The sequence below is a fragment of the Micromonospora craniellae genome (assembly GCF_014764405.1).
Lineage (GTDB): Bacteria > Actinomycetota > Actinomycetes > Mycobacteriales > Micromonosporaceae > Micromonospora > Micromonospora craniellae.
This window is the reverse complement of record NZ_CP061725.1, coordinates 2,577,179-2,593,771: the sequence shown is the minus strand read 5'-3', so window position 1 is coordinate 2,593,771 and position 16,593 is coordinate 2,577,179. Positions and strand designations below refer to the sequence as shown.

The 16,593-nt window shown below is 70.0% G+C and carries 11 protein-coding genes and 1 pseudogene; 5 read left to right on the top strand and 7 right to left on the bottom strand.

What is annotated here, in order from left to right; translation table 11 throughout:
• Positions 1 to 8: 8 nt before the first annotated feature.
• The 5 genes and pseudogenes from ID554_RS11525 to ID554_RS11510 all read right to left on the bottom strand — a co-directional run bounded on the left by ID554_RS11525 (position 9) and on the right by ID554_RS11510 (position 5,428).
• Positions 9 to 755 (bottom strand): ATP-binding cassette domain-containing protein, encoded by a 747-nt coding sequence (locus ID554_RS11525; RefSeq protein WP_117229338.1) that lies wholly within the window; start codon positions 753 to 755, stop codon positions 9 to 11.
• Between the two features lie 79 nt (positions 756 to 834).
• Positions 835 to 1,236 (bottom strand): hypothetical protein, encoded by a 402-nt coding sequence (locus ID554_RS11520; RefSeq protein WP_147333512.1) that lies wholly within the window; start codon positions 1,234 to 1,236, stop codon positions 835 to 837.
• A gap of 321 nt (positions 1,237 to 1,557) precedes the next feature.
• Positions 1,558 to 1,953 (bottom strand): IS66 family transposase, encoded by a 396-nt coding sequence (locus ID554_RS31565; RefSeq protein WP_199489249.1) that lies wholly within the window; start codon positions 1,951 to 1,953, stop codon positions 1,558 to 1,560.
• A gap of 19 nt (positions 1,954 to 1,972) precedes the next feature.
• A pseudogene (locus ID554_RS33020) lies at positions 1,973 to 2,785 on the bottom strand (IS66 family transposase); the annotation flags it as partial.
• Positions 2,786 to 3,331: 546 nt separating this feature from the next.
• Complete coding sequence (locus tag ID554_RS11510; protein ID WP_117229335.1) at positions 3,332 to 5,428, bottom strand: S9 family peptidase; 2,097 nt, start codon at positions 5,426 to 5,428, stop codon at positions 3,332 to 3,334.
• Between the two features lie 82 nt (positions 5,429 to 5,510).
• On the opposite strand from ID554_RS11510, the gene ID554_RS11505 reads away from it, so the two are divergent.
• A complete protein-coding gene (locus ID554_RS11505; RefSeq protein WP_117229334.1) occupies positions 5,511 to 6,854 on the top strand; it encodes an FAD-binding oxidoreductase in 1,344 nt (447 codons plus the stop codon).
• A 30-nt stretch (positions 6,855 to 6,884) separates the two neighbouring features.
• On the opposite strand, the gene ID554_RS11500 is transcribed toward ID554_RS11505, so the two are convergent.
• Entirely contained in the window at positions 6,885 to 8,948 is a 2,064-nt protein-coding gene (locus ID554_RS11500) for a SpoIIE family protein phosphatase (RefSeq protein WP_117229333.1), read from the bottom strand.
• 156 nt (positions 8,949 to 9,104) lie between these two features.
• On the opposite strand from ID554_RS11500, the gene ID554_RS11495 reads away from it, so the two are divergent.
• Both ID554_RS11495 and ID554_RS11490 read left to right on the top strand, forming a co-directional pair.
• Entirely contained in the window at positions 9,105 to 13,475 is a 4,371-nt protein-coding gene (locus tag ID554_RS11495; protein ID WP_117229374.1) for a hybrid sensor histidine kinase/response regulator, read from the top strand.
• The gene (locus ID554_RS11490; RefSeq protein WP_117229332.1) at positions 13,472 to 14,032 is read left to right on the top strand and encodes a response regulator; all 561 of its coding nucleotides are present in this window, start codon (positions 13,472 to 13,474) and stop codon (positions 14,030 to 14,032) included. The genes ID554_RS11495 and ID554_RS11490 overlap by 4 nt, the downstream gene beginning before the upstream one ends.
• A 39-nt stretch (positions 14,033 to 14,071) precedes the next feature.
• Here the strand turns inward: ID554_RS11490 and ID554_RS11485 are convergent, their stop codons facing one another.
• On the bottom strand, positions 14,072 to 14,407 hold the full coding sequence (locus ID554_RS11485) for an STAS domain-containing protein (protein WP_117229331.1): 336 nt from the start codon (positions 14,405 to 14,407) through the stop codon (positions 14,072 to 14,074).
• A 138-nt stretch (positions 14,408 to 14,545) separates the two neighbouring features.
• Here ID554_RS11485 and hemL point away from each other — a divergent pair, with 138 nt between their 5' ends.
• Complete coding sequence (gene hemL / locus ID554_RS11480; protein WP_117229330.1) at positions 14,546 to 15,880, top strand: glutamate-1-semialdehyde 2,1-aminomutase; 1,335 nt, start codon at positions 14,546 to 14,548, stop codon at positions 15,878 to 15,880.
• A gap of 64 nt (positions 15,881 to 15,944) precedes the next feature.
• Positions 15,945 to 16,592, top strand: a complete 648-nt coding sequence (locus ID554_RS11475; protein ID WP_117229329.1) for a histidine phosphatase family protein — start codon at positions 15,945 to 15,947, stop codon at positions 16,590 to 16,592.
• Position 16,593: the final 1 nt, after the last annotated feature.

Sequence of the window (16,593 nt, the reverse complement as noted above, 5' to 3'; positions counted from 1 at the left end):
CAGTGCACTCACAACTGCTGCTCCCCCTCGGGCAGTAGGTGCATGTACGCCCGTTCCAGGCTGGAGTGCCCCGGAAGGTCATCACGGCCCAGTGCTTCCAGTTCCGCGACGGTGCCGTCGAATCGAGAGGCTCCGCCATGCATCACGATCACCCGGTCACACACCGCCCCGACATCATCGATCAGGTGCGTACTGAGCACGACAACCGTCTCACCGAGCCCCGAGATGATCTTCCGGAACTGCAGCCGCTGACGCGGATCCAGGCCGACCGTGGGTTCGTCCAGCAGCACCAGCCGAGGCCGCCCGACGACCGCCCAGGCAATACCGGCGCGTCTGCGCATGCCGCCGGAGAGGCTGCGCATCTTTGACCGTCGGCGGTCGGTCAGGTCGACCATCTCCAACGCCTCGTCGACCGACCGTCGCCACTGCGTGGCCGGCACCCCGCGCATCCACGCCGCGTAGGTCACGAAGTCGGCGACCGTCATTTTCGGCTCGAAGCTGAAATCCTGCGGAAGATAGCCGATCCGGTCACGAACCTGCCGCGCGGACCGTTCCCCAGAGATCTCGACGTCATCAATGTAGATTCGGCCGTTGCGCGGCGGCATCACGGTCGCCAAAGTGCGGAGCAGGGTGGTCTTACCAGCTCCGTTGGGGCCTAGCAGGGCGGTGATCCCTGGTCGCAGCGTCACGCTGAGCCCGTCGATGACAGTCGACGTCCCATAACCCTGGGACAGCGCGTCGAGTACAACACTCATGCAAGCTCTCTCATTTCACGAACACGTGGTGAAGGAGTGCGGCTCTCCGCCACACTCCTTCGCTAAGCGCTACCAGCGGCTAGTTCACGTAGGTGATCCAACCGTTGCTGGCCCCGAACGTACAGTCGGTGCCGCTGACGGTGTTCGTGCTGCCCTGGGTTCGACCGACGCGCATGCTCTTGTCCGCCTGTGCCGAGCAGGCTACGCCCGAATCGTAAGCCCCCGCCCAGGTGGCGCCCGGAGCGCTGCACTTCTGCGCCCAAGCCGTGTTCCACCACTCGGTGTAGCAGTTAAACACCTTGCTGGACGTGCCGGCGGCGAACGCGGGGCTCGTGGCCACCATCCCGGCGGTGCCAGCGGCGAGTAGACCCAGGACAGCAGTCTGTGCTACGCGCTTGCCCAGGCGGCCGGATTGCTTGGATCGGTCAGGGGGCACCTTGAAACCTCCATAGGTCGGCACTCTAGGGGAGAGCTGCCCCATTGTGCGATCGGATGGCCGCCGTCCCCGTCTTGGCGAGTATGGACGCTAGCCATAGATCATCACTACGTCGAGTAGCGAAACCTGTGCTTGCTGTTAAGGGTGTGGTTGCGTAGGGTCGCATGTAGGCGATGTAGCTCGTGGCGCTTCTTATTGGTCGCCACAAACACGTTGATCATTGTTTGATGTTGATTCCGACGCTCTTTGCGGCAGTGGCCTCAAGGCGACAGAGCTGCTGGAGCAGGTAAGCATTCAGGGCCACTCCATGATGTAGCCGTTGGTGGCTGTGTGTGATGGGTGGTGGCGGTCGTTGCTTGTGGTGGGTTAGCCGGGTGTCCAGGCGGGTGGTGTCCAGGGTCGGCCGAGGATGGCGTCGCGGATCGCGGTGATGACGTCGGCGTGGTGTTTGGTCACGGTGGAGATGTAGCCGCGGATGGAGTAGCGGTGTTCGGTGACCTTCTCGCTGGTGAGCCGTCCGGAGATCTTCTGCTGGGTCTTCGCTGGTCGTAGGTCGCGTTCGGCCTGGTTCGAGGTGGGTGGGATGCGCAGGTCGGTGGTGAACCGCAGGATGTCGGCCTCGCGGTCGCGGAGGTCTTCCAGCAGCGCCCGGTGTTTCGGCTGTTTCCGGCCGTCGACCCGGGCGACCTCCTTGAGTCCGACGCGTGCCCCGTGCCGGTAGGTGTCGATCAGCGGGTCGGCGATGTGCGAGGCTACGGTCACCGAGCAGGTACCAGGTGTAGAGGCGGGTGCAGGCGACCAGCAGGTACTTCTTGACCTTGCGGGCACCGACCCGGATCGGGGTCTCGTCGCAGGAGACCACATGCGCGAGGGCGATCAGCGTGCGGATGATCCGGTTCGACTCGGCCACCCCCGCCGCGGCCCGGCCGATCAACGCGTGGACGAACCCGTCCGACGGACGCGAGCCGGTCAACGCGGCGACCAGGTCAGCGCACCGGGCCACCGGAATCGCGTGCACCACCATCAGATAGACGCACCACGCCGCAAGGTTCGGCCCGTACGAGACGGTCGCGTCCGGCACCCCGTCAGGGCGGGCCGCGACGTGCATCGCCCCGCACCCGCAGCGCACCGCGTGCCGATCATGCTGGGTGACCGTCGCCGTCATCACCGGCACATCGACCTGCTGATGCGAGGCGTAAACCCCCAGATCAACCGCCGAAGCCAGATCCGAACCGCATCCACACACCCCACCGGGAAAATGATCCACAGTGTCATCCGCAGCCGATGACCACGACAGCTGAGCCCCCGGCGCACCCCGCTGCTTACCTCGGCTCCGCTTACCGACACCGGCCGCGGGCTCCGACGCGGACGCCTCCGCCGGCGGCCTCCGACCCGGATCATCATCCTTCGACGGCGGCATCCCCGAATTCCCGCTGTTACGCGACACCAGGCGTTCCAACCGGGCGACCCGATCGGTCAACTCCTGGTTCGCCCGGGTCAACTGTCCCACCTGGACGATCAGCTGTCGCGTGAGCCCGATCAACTCCTCACGCGACAACTCCTCCAGGCCAGACACCCACCGATCACAACACATCGATCGCACCCGGCCACGCATCGACACGCCGTCAAGATCAAACCAGTCAGTCGATCACGCACAGCCACCCAAGATCACCACACGGAGTGGCCCTGAATGTTTACTGGAGCAGGCGACTGGTTCTATGAGGCATTTCCACCCCGATTTTGCAGGTTTTGGCGGGTACGGCGCGGGCCGGAGATCGAGGGGGCGCGGCTCCAGGTAAGGCGGGGCGGCGCAGAGCATGGGCGAGGTGGTTCGGCGGGACCGGTGTCAGGCCGCCGATGCTGGTGACCTGGCGACGCCGACCCCGGCCGGCTGGAGCCACCTTCGCGGGTATGTCCAGCCATGCCTTGGTCGTCCGGCCAGCCGTAGTGCGCGGGCTTATCCCGTGTCAAAGAGGCCGGCGGACCAGGCGATCGCCAGGCCGACCACCGCGGAGCCACAGCACAGCAGCCCGGTCCGGACGTTGTCCTGGTCTGAAGGTTGTTGTGTGTGCGACATATTTGGTGTCGCACACACACCAAGCCGGCTGGGATATTGGCCCGTTCTGCGCTGGCGACGCGGTCAGATGCGGCCGATCCGGTCCAGGGTCCAGGCGTTGACGAACGCCTCCTCGCGCCAGGCGTCGTAGCGCCCGCTGGGCCCGCCGTGGCCCGCCTCCATCTCGGTCTTGAGCAGGTACTCGCCCTGCGGCGCGAGGGCCCGCAGCCGGGCGATCCACTTCGCCGGTTCGTGGTAGAGCACCCGGGTGTCGTTGAGGCTGGTCATCGCCAGGATCGCCGGGTAGTCGCGGTCGGCCACGTTCTCGTACGGTGTGTACGACTTCATGTAGGCGTACACCTCCGGGTCGGCGAGCGGGTTGCCCCACTCCTCCCACTCGGTGACGGTCAGCGGCAGCGACGGGTCGAGGATCGTGGAGAGCGCGTCCACGAACGGCACCTGCGCGACGATGGCGGTGAAGGCGTCCGGCGCGAGGTTGGCCACCGCGCCCATCAGCAACCCGCCGGCCGAGCCGCCCCGGGCGAGCAGCCGGTCCGACGATGTCCAGCCCGCCTTGGCCAGGTGCCGGGCGCAGGCGACGAAATCGGTGAAGGTGTTCTTCTTGGCCAGCAGCTTGCCCTGCTCGTACCAGCTCCGGCCCAACTCGCCGCCGCCCCGGATGTGGGCCACCGCGAAGATCACGCCACGGTCCAGCAGGGACAGCCGCCCGACCGAGAACCAGGGGTCCATGCTGGCCTCGTACGAGCCGTAGCCGTAGATGACGCAGGGCGCGGAACCATCGCGGGGGGTGTCCCGGCGGCAGACCAGCGAGATCGGCACCTTGGTGCCGTCGTCGGCCAGGGCCCAGTCCCGGTGCTGCTCGTAGTCCTCCGGCCGGTACTCCCGCCCGTCCGGTCCGGGTAGCACCGGTCGCCGCCGCAGCAGCGTCATCTCGCGGGTCACCAGGTCGTAGTCGTACACCGAGTCCGGGGTGACCAGCGAGGTGTAGCGCAGCCGCACCCGCCCGGTGCGGTACTCCGGGTTCGAGTCCAGCCCGGCCGTGTGCAGCGGCTCGGGGAACTCGATGCCGTGACCGTCGCCGCCACCGACCGGCAGCACCCGCAGCCCGGTCAGCCCGTTGGCGCGCAGCGTGACGACCAGGTGATCGGCGAAGGCGTCGACGGACTCCAGACGGGTGCCGGGGGAGTGCGCGATCAGTGGCACCCAGTCGCCCGGGGCGTCGGCCGAGGTGTACGCCAGCGCGAAGTCCTCCGCGCCGTCGTTGTGCAGGATCAGGAACCGGTGCCCGTGGTGCTCCACCGAGTACTCGACGCCCTGCCGGCGGGGGGCGATCACGGCCGGCTCGCCGGTGGGGTTGCCGGCCGGGATGACGCGTACCTCGCTGGTGATCTTGCTGGCGATGTCGATCAGGATGAAGCGTTCCGAGCGGGTCAGCTCGACCCCGACCCAGAACCGCTCGTCGTCCTCGGAGTGCACCACCACGTCGTCGGCGGCGGCCGTACCGAGCACGTGCCGCCAGACCCGGTGCGGACGCCAGGCGTCGTCCACGGTGACGTAGAACAGCACCGAGGCGTCGGCGGCCCAGGCGGTGCCGTAGAAGGTGTCGGGGATCTCGTCGGGCAGCAGCTCGCCGGTGCTGAGGTCCTTGATCCGGAGGGTGAAGCGTTCCTTGCCGGAGAAGTCGGTCGAGTAGGCCAGGAACCGGCCGTCCGGGCTCACGTCGAAGGCGCCCAGCGAGAAGAAGTCGTGGCCCTCGGCGAGCAGGTTGCCGTCGAGCAGCACCTCCTCGCCGTCCAGCGGGGCGCCGTCGGGGCTGATCGGCGGCGTGGTCTCGCCGTCGCGGACCGGCCGGCGGCAGTGCACGCCGTACTGCTTGCCCTCGACCGTCCGGGAGTAGTACCAGTGCCTGCCCTTGCGGGTCGGCACCGACAGGTCGGTCTCCTGGGTGCGCCGGCGGATCTCCTCGAACAGTTCCGTGCGCAGCTCGGCCAGGTGCGCCGTACGCGACTCGGTCCAGGCGTTCTCGGCCTTGAGGTAGTTGATCGTCTCAGGGTCGTCCTTGGTGGCCAGCCAGGCGTACTCGTCGACGACGGTAACGCCGTGGTGGACGCGTTCGGTCGGCACCTGCCTGGCTACGGGCACGGGGGTCTCGGTGGTCACGGCGCCACGTTACCGGCAGGCCGGGCGTCTCGGGCGGCGCGAATCCCCACCACGCCGTTCGAACACATGTACGATCGCAGCCATGCTGCCAGCGCGTTCCACCGGCGGGTCCGGTGCCCTCGACATCGCCCGTCGGCTCACCGAGATCTGCGGTTCACGCTTCGCCCGGTTCGCCGGTCCGGCCGACGAGGTGGCCGGGCGACTGGCCCGCTGGGTCGCGGTGCCCGGCGGCACCCACCCGGCGGCAGAGGTGCTGCGGCTCGCCGCGCGGCACGACCTGACGGTGGTGGCACGCGGTGCCGGCACCAAGATCGATTGGGGTGCCGTGCCGGAGCGGGTCGACATCATGCTCGACACCGGTCGGCTGGCCGGCATCGGTCACCAGCCGGCCGGCCAGGGCACCGCCGAGGTCGGTGCCGGCACGCCGCTGCGCGCGGTGCAGGCCAGCCTGGAACGCACCGGTCAGCGGCTGGCGCTGGACGCGCCCTCGCCCGGCGCCACGGTCGGCGGGGTGCTCGCCGCCGACGAGGCCGGTCCGCTGCGACACCGGCACGGCACCGCCTGCGACCAGCTCGTCGGCCTGCGCTACCTGGCCGCCGACGGTGAGCTGGCCGAGGCCGGTGGCGGAGCGGCCGGGCTGGCCCAGGCCCGGCTGCTGTGCGGCTCGGAGGGGGCGCTCGGCGTGCTGGTCAGCGCGACCCTGCGGGTGCAGCCCCTGCCCGCCAGCCGGGTCTGGGTGACCCGCCCGGTGTGGACCCCACTGGAGGTGCACGACCTGGTCCGGGCGGTGCTCGCCGCCCGGCTCGACCCGGCTGCCATCGAGATGGACCTGCCGGCCGGCGCGGGACCCCGGCCCCGGGACCACCGGGCCGAGTCGATGGCGCGTCACCCGTCCATGACGGGGCGCCCGTCGACCGGCCCGGCGGGTGCCGGCTCGCTGGTGGTGCTGCTGGAAGGCGGCCCGTCCGACGTGGCGGAGCGGTCCGACCGGCTCAGGTCGATGCTCGGCGCCCGGGCCACCGTCGCCCGGTCCGCGCCGTCCTGGTGGCGCAGCTACCCGTTCGCCCCCGGTGACACCGCGCTCCGGCTGGAGGTGCCGATCAACGACCTGCACGCCGCCGTCTACGCGTTGCGGGACGCGGCCGGCGCGCCGGTGCCGGTCCGTGGCTCCGCCGGCCTCGGTGTGGTGCACGCCGCCCTGCCCGGCACGATGGCCCCCGACCGGGTGGCGTCGATCCTGGTCGCGGTGCGCAGCGTGCTGCTCGCCCGACGGGGTCGCTGTGTGGTGCTCTCCGCGCCGCCCGCCGTCCGGCGGGCCGTCGACCTGTGGGGCGAGCTGACCGGCATGGCCCGGTTGCGCGCCGTCAAGCAGCACCTCGATCCGGGCCACCGGCTGGCCCCCGGTCGCCTCCCCGGCGGCCTGTGAGGTCCGGCGGCGTCTCAGCAGGCCCAGCGGTCAGACGGCGTCGTTGCGGAGGACCAGGATGGCGATGTCGTCCCGAGGCGCCTCGACCGAGAAGTTGATCGCGGTGGCCCGCAGTCGCGCCGCCACCACGTCCGCCGAGTAGCCGGCGAGCGGCGCGGCGGCGTCCCGGAGCCGGCCGGTGCCGAACAGCTCCCGGCCCCGACGTCGCTCGGTCACCCCGTCGGTGTAGAAGACCAGGCAGTCGCCCGGGTCGAGGGCGATGTCCAGGGTCGGCGAGGTGATCGCGTCGAGCAGACCGAGCGCGGTGCCGCCGGTGCCGACGAACGTGGCCGGGCCACCCGCCGCGCGTACCAGCACCGGTCGGTCGTGACCGGCCAGGTGCAGTCCGACGTCGAGCTGCCCGTCCTCGCCCGGGCCGACCGCCGCCAGGGCCAGCGTGCAGTACCGGCCGGCACCCCGCTCGACAAGCGTCTCGTTGAGCCGGGACAGCACCTCGGGCAGGGGCTTGCCGTCCCCGGCCAGCACCCGGATCACGTCCCGGACCAGCCCGGTGACCGCTGCGGCCTGCACTCCCTTGCCGGAGACGTCGCCGATCACCACCAGCCAACGGTCGTCCGGCATCGGCACCACGTCGTAGAAGTCGCCGCCGACCTCGGCGTCGCCGCCGGTCGGCACGTACTCGGCGGCGAAGCCGATGCCGTCCACCACGGGCAGCACCGGCGGCAGCAGAGACTGCTGCAACGTCTGCGCCACCCGGCGGCGCTCGGCGTGAATGCGGGCGTTCTCGATCGCCAGGGCGGCGCGCCGGGCCACGTCCTCCAGCACCGCGATCTCGTCGGGATCGTGCCGGTGCCGCTGGTGCCGGCCGACGGCCAGCGTGCCGAGGCGCTGACCTCGGGCGATCAGCGGCACGGCGAAGCCCTCCATCGGCGCGCCCAGCGGTGTCTGGGTGCCGTTGCGACTCGCCTCGCGCAGCCGGGCCTGGACCGAGTCCGGTCCCGCCTCGCGGAGCGTGGCGTGCAACTGCGGCAGCATCGACTCGTCGGCGTGACTGGCTGCGGCCAGCCGGAGCCGACCCCACTCATCGGTGGTGTGCACGGCGCACCACTGCCCGAGCCGGGGCACCACGAGCTGCGGGACGAGCGCCATGGTCAGCTCCACGTCCAGGGACTGGGCGAGCAGCTCGCTGGCCTCGGCGAGGAAGGTCAGCCACGCCTGCCGCCGGACGTCGGCGCGGCGCAGCCGGTCGTTCTCCAGGTGCAGCGACAGCCGCTCGGCGGTCAGCACGGCCAGCGGCCGGGCGTACGCGGTGGGGGCGGCGTCGAGTTCCAGCTCACCCGCGTACGGGCGATGCACCGCCAGCGGCACCCGGAGCAGGTCGTTGCCGGGGCGGGGCTGCCGGCCGTACCGGGCGAGGGCCTGCGGGCCGTGTCCGTCGCCCCGATCGAGGCGTACCATCCCGCCGGCCGCGCCGACCATCTCCGCCACCCGGGTGAGCAGGCTGGTGGCGAAGTCCGGCAGCGGATCCTCCGCGTACGGGTCAGGGCTGATCTGCATCAGCGCGCTCATCGCCCCGGCGCTGGGCACGGAGGCGTGCCTGCCGTCCGAACGGCCGGTCGGCGGGGCGAAATCGTCCGGTCGGGCGGGCTGCGGCCCGGGGCGTTCCAACCGGAACCACACGCCCTTGCCGCTGGGCAGGTAGGTGGTGCCCCACCGGCTCGCGAAGTGGTCGACCAGCAGCAGACCCCGCCCACGTTCGGCGACCTCTGTGATGTCGGTCGCCACGTTCCGGACGCCGACGGTCAGCTCGTCGACCGGGCCGGAGGCGAAATCCGAGACGGTCACGGTCAGCCCGGACGAGTCGGCGCTGACCTCGATGTCGAGTTCGGTCCGGGCGTGCTCGACCGCGTTGGTGGACAACTCCGTGGTGAGCAGGAGTGCCTCATTGAGAAGTCCGTCCAGGTTCGCCTCGGCCAGTACGGACCGGACGACCGCCCGTGCGGCGGCCGGCGTACGCCGGTCGGCGGGCAGCCGAACCCGCCGGATGTGCTCCTCCGGGCCCCCGTCCCTGGTTGGCCCCACCGCCGCTGACACCCTCGTATCCTGCCCCGGCACCCGCCCGGTGCCAAGCTGATCACGCGTCGGGTCCGGAATACGGACGGCGGTGCGCCGTGGCGGTTTCGAGGTCACGGGGACAATGATGGGGTGGCCGGCGCGGGCCGGTGTATCCCGATGCGAGTGCGAGGAATGATGACCACGGCGAAACAGTCGGCGACTGCGGACACCTCCGCCGCCGACCACGAGGCGGTCCTCACCGAGCTGGCCGAGGCGCTGCGACGGGTCCGCGGTGGCGATCTCAAGGTCAGGTTGCCCCGGCGTTCGGGGGCGGCCGGCGAGGTGGCCGACGCCTTCAACGACGTGGTGTCGCTCCAGGAGCGGCAGCATCTCGACCTGCGCCGGATCAGCCGGGTCGTGGGACGCGACGGTCGGCTGACCGAACGCCTGGACGAGGAGGGGCTGGACGGCTCCTGGGCGGAGGGGCAGCGCGCGGTCAACTCGTTGATCGACGACCTGGGCCGGCCGACCACCGAGATCGCCCGGGTCATCGTGGCGGTCGCCGACGGCGACCTCTCCCAGCACATGGCGCTGGAGATGGACGGTCGCCCGCTGCGCGGCGAGTACCTGCGCATCGGCCGCACGGTCAACACCATGGTCGACCAGCTCTCGTCCTTCTCCAACGAGGTGACCCGGGTGGCCCGTGAGGTGGGCACCGAGGGCAAGCTCGGTGGCCAGGCCGACGTACGCGGGGTGGCCGGCACCTGGAAGGACCTCACCGACTCGGTGAACACCATGGCCTCCAACCTTACCGGCCAGGTGCGGTCGATCTCGCAGGTTGCGACGGCGGTGGCGAAGGGCGACCTGTCGCAGAAGATCACGGTCAGCGCGCGGGGCGAGGTGGCGGCGCTGGCCGACACCATGAACTCGTTGACCGACACGCTGCGCCTCTTCGCCGAGCAGGTGACCCGGGTGGCCCGTGAGGTGGGCACCGAGGGCAAGCTCGGCGGCCAGGCGGAGGTGCCCGGCGTGGCCGGCACCTGGAAGGACCTGACAGACAGCGTCAACTCGATGGCGTCGAACCTGACCGCCCAGGTCCGCAACATCGCGCAGGTCTCGACGGCGGTGGCCCGGGGCGATCTGTCGCAGAAGATCACGGTGGCCGCCCAGGGCGAGATCCTGGAGCTCAAGGACACCGTCAACACGATGGTCGACCAGCTCTCGTCGTTCGCCGACGAGGTGACCCGGGTGGCCCGTGAGGTGGGCACCGAGGGCAAGCTCGGCGGCCAGGCCCAGGTACGCGGCGTCTCCGGCACCTGGCGCGACTTGACCGAGAACGTCAACCAGCTCGCCGGCAACCTGACCAGTCAGGTCCGCAACATCTCGCAGGTGTCCACCGCCGTCGCCAAGGGTGATCTGTCGCAGAAGATCACGGTGGACGCCCGGGGCGAGATCCTGGAGTTGAAGTCGACCGTGAACACGATGGTCGATCAGTTGTCGTCGTTCGCCGACGAGGTGACCCGGGTGGCCCGTGAGGTGGGCACCGAGGGCAAGCTCGGTGGTCAGGCCGAGGTGAAGGGGGTCTCGGGAACGTGGCGGGACCTGACGGACAACGTGAACTCGATGGCGTCGAACCTGACGGGTCAGGTGCGGAACATCGCGTCGGTGACCACGGCGGTGGCCAAGGGTGATCTGTCGCAGAAGATCACGGTGGACGCCCGGGGCGAGATCCTGGAGTTGAAGTCGACCGTGAACACGATGGTCGATCAGTTGTCGTCGTTCGCCGACGAGGTGACCCGGGTGGCCCGTGAGGTGGGCACCGAGGGCAAGCTCGGTGGTCAGGCGCAGGTGAAGGGCGTCGCCGGCACCTGGCGGGACCTCACCGACAACGTCAACTCGATGGCGTCCAACCTGACCGCCCAGGTCCGCAACATCGCCCAGGTCTCCACCGCCGTCGCCAAGGGCGACCTGTCGCAGAAGATCACGGTCGACGCGCAGGGCGAGATCCTGGAGTTGAAGTCGACCGTGAACACGATGGTCGATCAGTTGTCGTCGTTCGCCGACGAGGTGACCCGGGTGGCCCGTGAGGTGGGCACCGAGGGCAAGCTCGGTGGTCAGGCCGAGGTGAAGGGGGTCTCGGGAACGTGGCGGGACCTGACGGACAACGTGAACTCGATGGCGTCGAACCTGACGGGTCAGGTGCGGAACATCGCGTCGGTGACCACGGCGGTGGCCAAGGGTGACCTGTCGCAGAAGATCACGGTCGACGCGCAGGGCGAGATCCTGGAGCTGAAGTCGACGGTCAACACGATGGTCGACCAGCTCTCGTCGTTCGCCGACGAGGTCACCCGGGTGGCCCGTGAGGTCGGCAGCGAGGGCAAGCTCGGCGGTCAGGCGCAGGTGAAGGGCGTCTCCGGCACCTGGCGGGACCTCACCGAGAACGTCAACCAGCTCGCCTCGACGCTGACCACCCAGCTCCGCGCCATCGCCCGGGTCTCCACCTCGGTGACCCGTGGCGACCTGACCCAGCGGATCACCGTCGAGGCACAGGGCGAGGTCGCCGAGCTCAAGGACAACATCAACCAGATGATCGTCACCCTGCGGGAGACCACCCACAAGAACGCGGAGCAGGGCTGGCTCGACTCCAACCTGGCCCGCATCGGTGGTCTGTTGCAGGGCCAGCGCGATCTCGGCGAGGTCTGCCGGATGATCATGCAGGAGGTGACTCCGCTGGTCGACGCGCAACTCGGCGCGTTCTTCCTGGCGGACAACTCCGAAGGGGTGATGCGGCTGCGGCTGACCGCCTCGTACGGCTACGTATCCCGGGGACATGACGTCACCTTCGGGCCCGGTGAGGGACTCGTCGGTCAGGCGGCGATCTCCCGGCGCACGATCCGGGTCGGCGCGGTGCCGGACGGCCGCATCACGCTCCGCTCCGGGCTGGCCGACACCCCACCGGCCGACCTGGTGGTGCTGCCCGTCCTCTTCGAGGGCGAACTGCTCGGCGTGATCGAGTTCGCCACCGTCACCCCCTTCTCCGAGCTGCACCTGGCGTTCCTGGAGCGGCTGGTCTCCATCATCGGCATCACAGTCAACACCATCCAGGCCAACCGGCGTACCGAGGAACTGCTGGCCCAGTCGCAGCGGCTGGCCCACGAGTTGCAGGAGCAGTCGGCGGAGTTGCAGCGCACCAACGCCGAGCTGGAGGAGAAGGCCACCCTGCTGTCCGAGCAGAAGGGCAACATCGAGACCAAGAACCGGGAGATCGAGCTGGCTCGGCTCGGCCTGGAGGAGAAGGCGCAGCAGCTCGCCCGGGCCTCGGCGTACAAGTCGGAGTTCCTGGCGAACATGAGCCACGAGCTGCGTACGCCGCTGAACTCGCTGCTGCTGTTGGCCCGGCTGCTCGCCGAGAACTCGGAGCAGAACCTCAGCCCGAAGCAGATCGAGTTCGCCCGGACCATTCACGGCGCCGGTTCCGACCTGCTCTCGTTGATCGACGACATCCTCGACCTGTCCAAGATCGAGGCTGGTCGGATGGACGTGGAGCCGACCGAGATCCGGTTCGTGGAGATCCGCAACTACGTGGAGCAGGCGTTCGCGCCGCAGGCCGACGAGAAGGGCCTGGACTTCCAGGTACGCGTCGGGCCGGACCTGCCGGCGGCGGTGGTCACCGACGCGCAGCGGCTCCAGCAGGTCCTGCGTAACCTGCTCTCGAACGCGGTCAAGTTCACCGACAACGGCGCGGTTACGTTGCGCATCTCGCGTGCTCCGGAGCACGTGGTGTTCGACGTACCGGCGCTGACCAACGCCCGGCAGGTGGTCGCGTTCACGGTGATCGACACCGGTATCGGCATCTCCGACGACAAGCTGTCGCTCATCTTCGAAGCGTTCCAGCAGGCGGACGGCACCACCAGCCGCCGCTACGGCGGCACCGGCCTGGGGCTGTCGATCAGCCGGGACCTGGCCCGCCTGATCGGCGGCACGATCACCGTCACCTCGGCGCCGGGCCAGGGCTCGACGTTCACGCTGTACCTGCCCGACGTGCTGGCGCCGGACGCGGTGGTGGCGCCGTCGCCACCGTCACCGCAGCGGGCCGGCCTGCCGTCATCGCTGCTGATGCCGCCGGTGGAGCTGCTGCCGCAGCGGCCGGAGGCACCCAAGACCCGTCAGCTCGACGGCGCCACCGTGCTGATCGTCGACGACGACGTCCGCAACGTCTTCGCCCTGACCAGCGCGTTGGAACTGCACGGCATGACGGTGCTGTACGCCGACAACGGCAGCGACGGGGTGCGCCTGCTGGCGGAGCACCCGGAGGTGGACATCGTCCTGATGGACGCGATGATGCCCGACCAGGACGGGTACGAGACGACCCGGCAGATCCGCCGGAACCACCGTTTCGTGGACCTGCCGATCGTCTTCCTGACCGCCAAGGCGATGCCCGGTGACCGGGAGTCGGCGATCGCGGCCGGGGCAAGCGACTACATCACCAAGCCGGTCGACCTGGACGAGCTGATCGAACTGATGACCAGCTCGATCAGTGGCAGCCGCACCGAGGAGGGCTCATGACGCAGGTGGCGAAGGCGCTGCTGGTCGATGATCGCCGGGAGAACCTGATGGCACTGGAGGCGATCCTCCAGGGCCTGCCGGTGCAGACGGTCGCGGTGGAGAGCGGCGAGGCGGCCCTGAAGCAACTGTTGGTGGACGACTTCGCGGTGATCCTGCTGGACGCCCAGATGCCGGACATGGACGGCTTCGAGACGGCCAGTCACATCAAGCGGCGGGAACGGACCCGGCACGTACCGATCATCTTCCTGACCGCCGCCGACCGGGACGCCCAACTGGCGTTGCGTGGCTACGCGGTCGGCGCGGTGGACTACCTGACGAAGCCCTTCGACCCCTGGGTGCTGCGGGCCAAGGTCTCGGTCTTCGTGGAGCTGTGGACGAAGACCCGGCAGCTCACCGCGCAGTCCGAGATGGTGCGGGAACGGGACGCCCAGTGGCGACTGCTGACCGACGCGGTCGACGAGGCGAGCACCCTGCTGCGTGCTGCCGACAAGGACCCCGACGCCGTCTCGCGGGCGGTGGCCCTGCTGGAACAGGCCCGCTGGGGCACCACCACCTGACGCCGTGGCCGGGTGCGGCACGGGATGAAACGGGATGGCTCAGCTGGTGGGGGCGTCGTTGCGGATCATCAGGGCGCTGCGGAGGCCCGTGATGTCCAGTACGCGTAGCAGGAACTCCCCCACGTTGGTCAGGAGGAGCAGGCTCTGCGCGTGGCTGGCCTTACGGCTGAGGACGACGAGCGTCCCCAACCCCTGCGAGTCGCAGAAGGTGACCCCGCCGAGATCGAGCACGATCCGGGGCGGAGGTTCGGTGAGCACTTCGTTGACGATGGTCGACAGCTGGGCGGCCGTGAGCATGTCGATCTCACCGGTCAGGCGAAGCACTGCTTCGTCGCCAGTCCGGTGTACGGTGATGGACAGTTCGGCACGATCCACCGGGCCAGCCTATCGCGATCTCGGGCACCCGGCCTGTCGAGGCGAACGCCTACGCCCAGCGTGCCGTAGGTGAGCCGGATAACCCTGGTCCGGGGTGCCTGCCGATCCGCCGTCGGGCGCTGACACAATGGCGGCATCGTGACCGAGGTGTTTCCCGCCGGAACCGACCGCTATCCGGTCGACGCGCCGGCCTCAGAGGCCCTGTTCGACCGCGCCCGCGCCATCGTGCCGGGCGGGGTGAACTCCCCCGTGCGCGCCTTCCGGGCGGTCGGGGGCACACCACGCTTCATGGTCCGTGGCGAGGGACCGTGGCTCTACGACGCGGACGGGCGACGCTACGTCGACCTGGTCTGCTCGTGGGGCCCGCTGATCCTCGGCCACGCCCATCCCGAGGTGGTGGCGGCCGTGCAGGCCGCCGCCGCGCAGGGCACCAGCTTCGGCACACCCACCCCGGGCGAGGTCGACCTGGCCGCCGAGATCGTCGCGCGGACCTCGGTCGAGCAGGTCAGGCTGGTCAACTCGGGCACCGAGGCGACCATGTCGGCGATCCGGCTGGCCCGTGGATACACCGAACGTTCAAAGATCATCAAGTTCGCCGGCTGCTACCACGGGCACGTGGACGCGCTGCTGGCGGCGGCCGGGTCCGGCGTGGCCACCCTCGGCCTGCCCGACTCGCCCGGCGTCACCGGCGCGGCGGCCGGCGAGACCATCGTGCTGCCCTACAACGACCTAGCCTCGGTGCAGGAGGCGTTCGCCGCCGAGGGCGAGCACATCGCCGCCGTGATCACCGAGGCGGCGCCGGGCAACATGGGCGTGGTGGCGCCCCGTGACGACTTCAACGGCCAGTTGGCGCGGATCGCGCACGCGCACGGCGCGCTGCTCATCGTCGACGAGGTGATGACCGGGTTCCGGGTGTCCCGCTCCGGCTGGTACGGCCTCGATCCGGTCGACGCGGACCTGTGGACGTACGGCAAGGTCATGGGTGGTGGGCTGCCGGCGGCGGCGTTCGGCGGGCGCACGGAGATCATGTCGCGATTGGCCCCGGCCGGCCCGGTCTACCAGGCCGGCACCCTTTCCGGTAACCCGCTGGCCTGCGCGGCCGGTCTGACCACCCTGCGGTTGGCCGACGAGGCGCTGTACCGCCGGCTGGACGACACCGCCGCCGTCGTGGGCAAGCTCGCCGCCGACGCGCTGGCCGCCGCCGGGGTCCCGCACCGGCTGTCGTACGCGGGCAACATGTTCTCGATCTTCTTTACCGACGCCGACGTGGTCGACTACGACAGCGCCCGCACCCAGCAGGTGCCCGCGTTCAAGGCGTTCTTCCACGCGATGCTCGCGGCCGGGGTCTACCTGCCGCCGAGCGCGTTCGAGTCCTGGTTCGTGTCGGCGGCGATCGACGACGCCGCCCTGGAACAGATCGCCGCTGCTCTGCCGGTGGCGGCCGATGCGGCGGCAGCGACAACAGGGGGGTAGCAGTGAGCGCGAGGAGTGCGCCGGTCTTGCGCGCCCCGCAGTCGCGAACAGAGGGGGCACAGCAGTGAGCAAAACGGTGGTTCACGTGCTTCGGCACGGCGAGGTGTACAACCCGGACGGCATCCTCTACGGCCGGCTCCCGGGGTTCCGCCTCAGTGAGCTGGGTGTCCAGATGGCCAAGGCCGCCGCGCAGGGGCTCGCCGAACGCGAGGTCGTGCACGTGGTCGCCAGCCCGCTGGAACGCGCCCAGCAGACCGCCGAACCGATCGCCGCCCAGTTCGGTCTTCCCGTCGGGGTCGACGAACGGCTCATCGAGAGCGCCAACTGGTTCGAGGGCAAGAAGGTTTCGCCCGGTGACGGCTCCTTCCGCGACCCGCGCAACTGGTGGGTGCTGCGTGACCCGGTGACCCCCTCCTGGGGCGAGGCGTACCGGGTGATCGCCGAGCGGATGTTCGCCGCGTTGCACGCCGCCCGGGTTGCCGCCGAGGGGCGGGAGGCCGTCCTGGTGTCGCACCAGCTCCCGATCTGGACGCTGCGTCGTCACGTCGAACGTAAGCGGCTCTGGCACGACCCGCGCCGCCGGCAGTGCGGGCTGGCCTCGCTGACCACGTTCCACTTTGACGATGCCAAGATCGTCGGGATCGGCTATTCCGAGCCGGCCGCGCACCTGGTGGCGATCTCGCCGACCGCGCGGACCGCCAAGGGAGCCTGAG

Excerpts from the sequence above, each read along its gene's own strand:
- ID554_RS11490 (WP_117229332.1), top strand. The coding sequence starts at position 13,472 with ATGACGCAGGTGGCGAAGGCGCTGCTGGTCGATGATCGCCGGGAGAAC.
- ID554_RS11520 (WP_147333512.1), bottom strand. The coding sequence starts at position 1,236 with ATGGGGCAGCTCTCCCCTAGAGTGCCGACCTATGGAGGTTTCAAGGTG.
- ID554_RS11505 (WP_117229334.1), top strand. The coding sequence starts at position 5,511 with ATGCTGCCAGCGCGTTCCACCGGCGGGTCCGGTGCCCTCGACATCGCC.
- ID554_RS11495 (WP_117229374.1), top strand. The coding sequence starts at position 9,105 with ATGACCACGGCGAAACAGTCGGCGACTGCGGACACCTCCGCCGCCGAC.
- ID554_RS11525 (WP_117229338.1), bottom strand. The coding sequence starts at position 755 with ATGAGTGTTGTACTCGACGCGCTGTCCCAGGGTTATGGGACGTCGACT.